This is a genomic window from Synechococcus sp. CCY9201, from assembly GCF_034931105.1.
Classification (GTDB): Bacteria; Cyanobacteriota; Cyanobacteriia; order PCC-6307; family Cyanobiaceae; genus CBW1002.
On the sequence record NZ_JAYGIC010000054.1, the window covers coordinates 1 to 6915 of the forward strand.

General features: G+C 55.5%; 8 protein-coding genes and 1 tRNA gene. 1 reads left to right on the forward strand and 8 read right to left on the reverse strand.

The genetic code is table 11. The features are described from left to right. Positions 1-270: 270 nt before the first annotated feature. The 4 genes from siaD to VB716_RS05500 form a co-directional block, all read right to left on the reverse strand. Complete coding sequence (gene siaD, locus VB716_RS05485; protein WP_323269958.1) at positions 271-1071, reverse strand: biofilm regulation diguanylate cyclase SiaD; 801 nt, start codon at positions 1069-1071, stop codon at positions 271-273. A 5-nt stretch (positions 1072-1076) separates the two neighbouring features. Beyond that, positions 1077-1475 (reverse strand): biofilm regulation phosphoprotein SiaC, encoded by a 399-nt coding sequence (gene siaC / locus VB716_RS05490; protein ID WP_323269959.1) that lies wholly within the window; start codon positions 1473-1475, stop codon positions 1077-1079. Between the two features lie 6 nt (positions 1476-1481). Beyond that, positions 1482-2030, reverse strand: a complete 549-nt coding sequence (siaB, locus tag VB716_RS05495; protein ID WP_323269960.1) for a biofilm regulation protein kinase SiaB — start codon at positions 2028-2030, stop codon at positions 1482-1484. Between the two features lie 101 nt (positions 2031-2131). Next, a complete protein-coding gene (locus VB716_RS05500; protein WP_323269961.1) occupies positions 2132-3286 on the reverse strand; it encodes a SpoIIE family protein phosphatase in 1155 nt (384 codons plus the stop codon). Positions 3287-3519: 233 nt separating this feature from the next. Between VB716_RS05500 and VB716_RS05505 the strand changes: the two genes are divergently transcribed. Then, positions 3520-3604, forward strand: a tRNA-Ser gene (locus tag VB716_RS05505). A gap of 388 nt (positions 3605-3992) precedes the next feature. Here the strand turns inward: VB716_RS05505 and VB716_RS05510 are convergent. The 4 genes from VB716_RS05510 to VB716_RS05525 all read right to left on the reverse strand — a co-directional run bounded on the left by VB716_RS05510 (position 3993) and on the right by VB716_RS05525 (position 6725). Next, positions 3993-4466, reverse strand: coding sequence for a tellurite resistance TerB family protein (locus tag VB716_RS05510; protein WP_323269962.1), 474 nt, complete (start codon positions 4464-4466; stop codon positions 3993-3995). Positions 4467-4704: 238 nt separating this feature from the next. After that, the gene (locus VB716_RS05515) at positions 4705-4998 is read right to left on the reverse strand and encodes a hypothetical protein (protein ID WP_197156462.1); all 294 of its coding nucleotides are present in this window, start codon (positions 4996-4998) and stop codon (positions 4705-4707) included. 162 nt (positions 4999-5160) lie between these two features. After that, positions 5161-6087: an MlaD family protein gene (locus VB716_RS05520; protein WP_322758565.1), complete on the reverse strand. Its 927-nt coding sequence runs from the start codon at positions 6085-6087 to the stop codon at positions 5161-5163. Continuing rightward, positions 6084-6725 (reverse strand): ABC transporter permease, encoded by a 642-nt coding sequence (locus VB716_RS05525; RefSeq protein ID WP_197170481.1) that lies wholly within the window; start codon positions 6723-6725, stop codon positions 6084-6086. The genes VB716_RS05520 and VB716_RS05525 overlap by 4 nt, the downstream gene beginning before the upstream one ends. Between the last annotated feature and the right edge of the window lie 190 nt (positions 6726-6915).

Sequence of the window (6915 nt, forward strand, 5' to 3'; positions counted from 1 at the left end):
CCTCCGGTACATATGGAGCGATCAGGAGTAAAGGCAATCACGGATTGCCTGATTCACGGCTACTTTAGCGGTTTCTCATGCTTGAGACCAGCTGCGGCGCAATGGATCTGGATTTTTCAGGAGTCCCATCCTAGCCATTTGGCTCATGGTGTGCCCGAACCTTTAGGAGCCATGGGTCTATAGGAATAGCTGTCTCAAAGGAGATGGCCATCTAAGATCAATCTCTTTCCGGCCAATGAATTAATTTATCACCCTACTTGTCTTTTCTCGTTATGATGCCTCAAAGCGATGAAAAACACATCGGTTTCGGCCAGTTTGCTTGGCTTCGTATAGAGCGGTATCGGCCCTTGTGAATGTTTCAATATAAGTTTCGCCGGGTTCGTGTTCTGCTAGCCCGACGCTCATCGTGACCCGAAGTTCATGCCCATCGGTGGGTATGCTTAGATTTCGGACTTCTAGTAAGATTCGATCGACTATCTCTTGACTTTGCGTGGCTGTACTCCCAACAAAAAGTGCGAGAAATTCTTCGCCGCCCCAACGCGCGCAAAGATCATATTCACGCATACTCCGTCGCAAGGTTGAAGCCAGCTTAATCAGCACCTGATCTCCTATATCGTGTCCATAGGTGTCATTTACTGCCTTGAAGAAATCAGCATCAAATATGGCCATACAGTAGGTGGTGCCATGCCTGGATGCACGCTCATCCTCATCTCGACAGCGGTCTGCCATTAAACGGCGGTTGGGGATGCCTGTGAGTTGATCGTGGGTTGCAGCTTCCTTTAGGCTTACATTCATATCCTTCAGCATGGCTTGGTAGCGATCCGAAATCTTGATCACACGTTCCAGCCGGCGCAGCTGCTTGTCATAGCGATGCATCAGACTCAGCTCTTCTGAAGAAGCGGCTGAATGGCTGTTATCAGATGCAGTGACGTGCTCAAGCTTCGCTAACTGCATGGCCATACGTTGCCAAAGCTGCTCCAGGGCGGCATGCAAGGGATGGCCATGATGCGATTCATCATCCAAGAGCTGTTGTATCAACAGCTCAAGTTCATCAACCTCCTTGCGAACCATGGTAATCAGCTCTCTGTGGTCAAAAGAATCTCAAAGGGAAAAGAATAATCTTCTTTGAATTCTTCTCCTAGTTCTGCTGATCGGGGATTGCGACTGTCATAAAGCCAATGAACAGAAACATCACCTCCTTCGTCGTAACTTCTCTGAAGAAGATCAAAGATATCAATCATTGCGCGTATGCTACTTGTGTTTAGATAATTAAGCTTGAGGTCGACTCTGAGCGGCGCTGATATTATTTGTAAATATTGCTCCACCCAAGAGATCACTTGGGCAAACAGTTCGTACGTATTTTCTGGATAGGATTCGCCGGTCATAACCAGGAGCCCTGCGTTCCAATCAGCGTTGATCGCAGGCGTTGACTGGCTGGCGGGAAGGCTGATGTTCAAGCCGGTAGGAGAATTCATAGGCACTCAGATAATGGCGCGGATAGTGAAGAAAGCTCGTCCGTCGTCCAGCAAGTCAAGGGTAGCTTCCAAGGGGCGGGAGGCGATCCTGGAGATTTGAATCAAGCCAAGGCCCGCACCGGTGACAGAGTCTTCCTTGCGTGGCTGGCGCAATTGTTGTTTGTAGAGCGCTTTCAACTCTATCTTATCAAGTGAGGCAAGCTTTTGGATCCGCTCCAACAGTTTGTTCCCATCGGCACGCTCAATGACGTTGCCAGCCGAAACAGAATAATGCGATTCATCCGTTGCGGCAATGACCACGGTGGCTGAAGCATCTTCTTCATTGTATTGACGCGTACTCATATAATGACGGATGTTTTGACTCATTTCTACGTACACACTGAAGACATCAATTGCTGCCGTTTGGCTAGTCTGTATCGATTCGATATGATTTTTTAACGCGAGGCCAATTTCCCCGATAAGGCTACGCGAAATAGGGCCATTAAAGCAAATGAAAATGCGTTCACTGCTAAAATAATGGCGTAACGTTGATAGATTGTGAATGGAGATGGTCATGGTAGATTCAGATTCTGCTGCAGATATGGAGCGACTGGGCTTGACGCTTCCAAGTCATGAATAAATAAGCAAAAAGCACAGAAGCAAATGAACATTAAACTCTATGGCAGGCGGAACGACAAGACGGTAACATCGTCTCTTTGGGGAAGATTTCCTCGAAAATTGGCTAAGCTCTCAGAAAATGCATGGCGTTGATCTTCTAGAGGCTTGTCAGCATGTTGGAGCAGCCAAGAGGAGAAACGTTCACTGCCGAGCCCAAAGCCATGATCACCTCCAGATTGATCTAGATATCCATCGGTGGTTAAATAGTATGTGAATCCCTGGATGAGCTTGATGTCATGATCTTGAAAATTTCCAGGATGACGACCGCAGATGGCGCGATTGTCACCCTTCTGCTTGTACACATTGGTGCCATTACTCCAATAGAGTGAAATCTTGGCACCTGCGAATCGTATCAAGCCGTTCGAAAAATCAATCAAGGCTAGACCCATATCCATGCTAGTGGCAATTGCTCGGCTCAGCTGGGCATCACTCAGCAGGCTGCGCATTGATGTATCAATTGCCATCAACAAGGCCGCTGGCGAACTGATTCCCAGATCTTGTACCGAGCGATCTACCCCTGCCCTGGCCATCATCGTCATCATGGCTCCTGGAACGCCATGGCCGGCACAATCAGCTACTCCGACCAGGGTACGATCGGCTTCGGTGTGGAGAATGTAGTAATCACCACCAACGGTGTCACGAGGCTGCCAAAGGATGAAATGCTCGTCGCCAAAAACATCTCTAAATTGTCGATCTGGCAGAATTGAGCGTTGGAGTAATCCTGCGTAACGGAGGGACTCGGATATTTTAGAATTTGCATGGACTAACTTCTTGTTGGAGGCCTCAATTTCGCTGAAGGCTTGACGCATCTTTGATAGTAAAATATTAAATCTGTGAGCAAGGAGGCTGACCTCGTCCCTTCCTCTTACGGTGAGATAGACTTCATCATTGGTATTGCTTTCAATCTTGCGGGTTTCTTCTACAAGATGTGCTAATGGCGAGACGATTCTGGCAAAAATAATACGATAGGAAATGATGGCAAGTGCTGACAAGATCATTGTCAGGAGGAGCGAAACGTAGATCGATGAATGCGCTCCCGCTTCCCTTCTTAGTAAAGTGAAGTTATATATGGTCAAATAGGCCAAGACGCCGCCGTTGATCGTCGCGATCAAGGTGAAAGTCTTCTGGATCGATAGATGCTTTTGGGTGGCCATCAAGCTCCGACAGATGTCTGCTCCGAGTTGGGCGGGGGAGGTGACCCGCGGGTTTGAGTAAACGACCTAAAGAATGGTAAGGGAATTGGAGCTTGGCCGACGTTTGGAACCATGGCGACTGAAACAGCAGGTGACGGTGCCAAAGGCGGTTCCGCCGGTTGAGGGAAATGACTATGGAATAATGGGGAGGCGTTCGTACGGCGGACGCTGGTCCGCATCTCGCGGCGGCCCAAGGAGGGGTGGTCGAGTGGTTGATGGCTCTGGTCTTGAAAACCAGCGAGGTGAAAGCCTCCGCGGGTTCGAATCCCGCCCCCTCCGTTTCTGTATTGGCGTTTCGGGATTCAACAGAGTGTTGAGGAGCCTACTTATATGATGTCTTTGGCTTGAATGTTCAAGCTTTGCTTGGTATATTAAGAGCTCCTTGCTTTTTCCCTTTCGCCATAGGACTTGATCACAGCGATTCCCATCGAGCCTTGTGGACTCCAATGTCACACGATGCGATTGTTCGGGATCTCGGCTGTGTCCCTCTCGCCTCCCTGTGTCTGTGCCCGGTAGCGGCCTCAGGATCGACTGATCGTTCCAGTGATGCTTACGAACACAGATTAAGGGAGAATAATCGCAAAGGGGAAGCAGGTGAAAGAGAAGTGGGGGTATGACATTGCGGCTGCGGACCGTCGTGATGGATCGCAGTCCGTGATTCAGAGTTTCAGACGGCCACCGTTGCAACGGGCTTGTCTGTTGTGCGCAGGGTCCCGTCGGTTGGCGTTAACCAATTCGGATCGTCCAAGGCAGCATGAAGGATATCCATCACCTCCAATACCTTGGCTGTTTCGAGAAGGTCAAGGCTGAGCGTTTCGGCAAGATGCTCAAGGATCAGCTGCTCCTGTTCGAGCAGTGGTCCATCAGAGCGCATGATCTCTGCAGCCATGGCATAGGCGGTGTGCCGTTGTCGCGGGTCGAGAACGCTGGCTGCCCGCTCCATCAGTCCTTCAGCTCCGAGCCGACGTAATTCGGCTAGAAGGTCATCCATCAGCGCGATCATCTGGGCTTCGCTGCGCTGGTTGTAAGGAGCTCGGTAATCCAGCAGGTGGCGTAGAGAACGGGTGCCGGCTCGCGTGAGACTACCGTCCCATGAGACAGCAGCCAGGGCAACGGCTGCAAGCGCAGTGGGGGAATCCATGGAAAAGTCTGGGGAGGTCTGCTCCATCACCAGTCAGGACCCCATCGCACTTCGGTCGCCAATGCAACAGACCAGGCTGACCTGTCATGCAGATTTACATCGGCTGAACCGCCGCTGTGCGAATTCGCTCACGTTGAACAGCTATCGGATGACATTGATACAGTTCAAGCAAGTGATCACAGTCTGCCGACCATTAGGCCAGTGACTTTGTAGGTCATCAACTTTGGTGCGATGAGTCTCAGTCGAATGATTTGGAAGGACACTGCTTGCGAATGCCGCCGTAGAAGAGTCCGTTGAAGCGATCTTCCCCCAGCTTTTCGACAAAATCAGCCTGCTTGGGGTACTGGCCGAAGATGAATCCGATCGCCATGCCTTCGTAGAGCCCTCGGTCGTAATCAGTCATCCGGCCGGGATTTTCGCTCTTCATGCTGCCGCAGTAGAAGTCCACGGCCTGGCGCACCAGGAATTCGTTGTCGGCGGCCTCGGCCGTTGCCGCGGGACTCAGGAGAAGGGCGAGGGCCGTGGCCAGCATGGGAGCCATTCTGTTCAGCAACGGTTCCCGTCCGCCAGTCCCAGACTCTGCAGCCTGCAGGCCCATTGTTGCTGCGCTGGAGCCAGTTGCGTGCATGTCATTCAAGGCTGACTCCCGCGTGAATCCGGAGATCTTCCCATGCATCCCCAATCGGCTGCAGCCTCAGTTGGCTGTTCTTTCAGATGGATTCGCCTTGCTTGAGGGACTGGCCAGAGGACTGGCCGGTTCCTGTTCGGTGGGAGGGTCGACCAGCAGGGGAGCGGCGAACATTTCCAGCAGGCGATTGGTGCCGGCGGTGAAGCGGCGGATTTCGCGCAGCGCTCCCACCAATTCCGGTGTGGTCTTCTGCAGCACAGCATCCACCCGGGTGGAGGTCTGGCCCACCTCCGCGCCCGTTCGCTGGTAGGCGCGCAGGGTGTCGCGGGTCACGGCTGCCGTGCTGCCGGTCTCGCGGTTGAGGGTGCCGGCCAGGCGGCTGACGTCGGCCAGGGTGCCGTTGAAGCGGCCGATGGCGCCGGGAAGGTCTTTCTCGACCACCTTGACCGTGCTCTGCAGGGTGCGATCCAGCTGCAGACGGGTCTGGGCCAGCTCCTGCAGAAGATCGGCCACGTCGGTGGGTGGGTCGTAAGGGATCAGAAGATCGGTGCGTGCCAACGCAGAACCCGGTGGGCTGGGGTCGGCCGTAATGGCGATTTCACTGTCGCCGATCACCCCGGGCCGGGTGCCGTAGGCGCGGCTACGCGGACCGAGCAGCGAGCGGTAGCGCTCCACGATGCGCAGATCCACGGCCACCACACCATCAGGTCCGAGCTGGACCCGATCCACCCGACCGATCCGATAGCCGGAGAGGGTCACATGCACGCCTGGCCAGATGCCGGTGGCGTCGCGGGTGCGCATCCGGGCTTCAAAGCTGTTGCGCCAGCGGAGCTGCTCCATCACCATGCCCCGCACCACCCAGCCGCCCATCAGCAGGGCGCCGATGATGAACAGCCAGCTCAGGCGGCTGACCACCGGCCGGCGGGGCGGCCATGCCGGCAGCTGGCCGGGGCCGGAAGGCGCTCCTGGGCCGGCGGGAAGGAGCTCTGTCATCGCAGGATTCCGTGGAACGGGTCGATCAGGGTGAGCCAGGCCGCCTCCAGGACGATCACCGCGAGAAAGCACTCCGGAATCGCATCGGCGATCAGGCGGGGCAATTCCTCAAGAGACGTCTGCAGCCGGCGGCCCTTGCGCAGGCAGAGGGCTTCGGCCACCGCGGCGAACAGGGCCGTGCGCAGCAGCGTCTGCATCAGATCACCCGGGCTGATCTGTCCCATCAGCTCCCACAGCTGCCCCGCGTTATCGAGACGGGGTGTGGCCACCACACCGGCCAGCAGGATGGCGCCCACGAAGTAAGGCAGTAGCAGCACCGCCGTGATCATCGCCGCAGTCAGTTCCCTCCAGAGGCGCGGGCCGCCGGCATCGGGCCGTTCACCCAGCTGCATCTGGTGCCAGCGGTGTCGCGCCACCAGGCCCACCCGCAGCGGGGCCGACCGACTGATCCAGATCAGGTTCACACCCACCGGCCCGAAGATCTGCAGGGTGCCGATCATCAGAGCCTCCATGCTGAGGCTGCTGTTCTGGCCCAGGGCGCTCGCGAGCATGGTGGTGAGGCCATAACCGAGCGTGGCCCCCACCAGCACCGCCAGTGGTGCCGCCTCTGCAAGCTCCTGGCGGATCCGCACCAACATCCGATCTCAGGCGGCGTGAGGGCGCCCCACGATGCCACAGGTGCCCGAGCCACTGATCAGGGCGGTGCCAGGGGGGGGCAGAAAAAGGGTCAGCGGAGCTGCAGCTGGCTGGCATAGGGCCCCAGCTCGTGGAGGCAGGCCCGGCCGCAGTGGCAGCCAAGGCTGAGCGCGGCGGCCAGGGACCAACCGG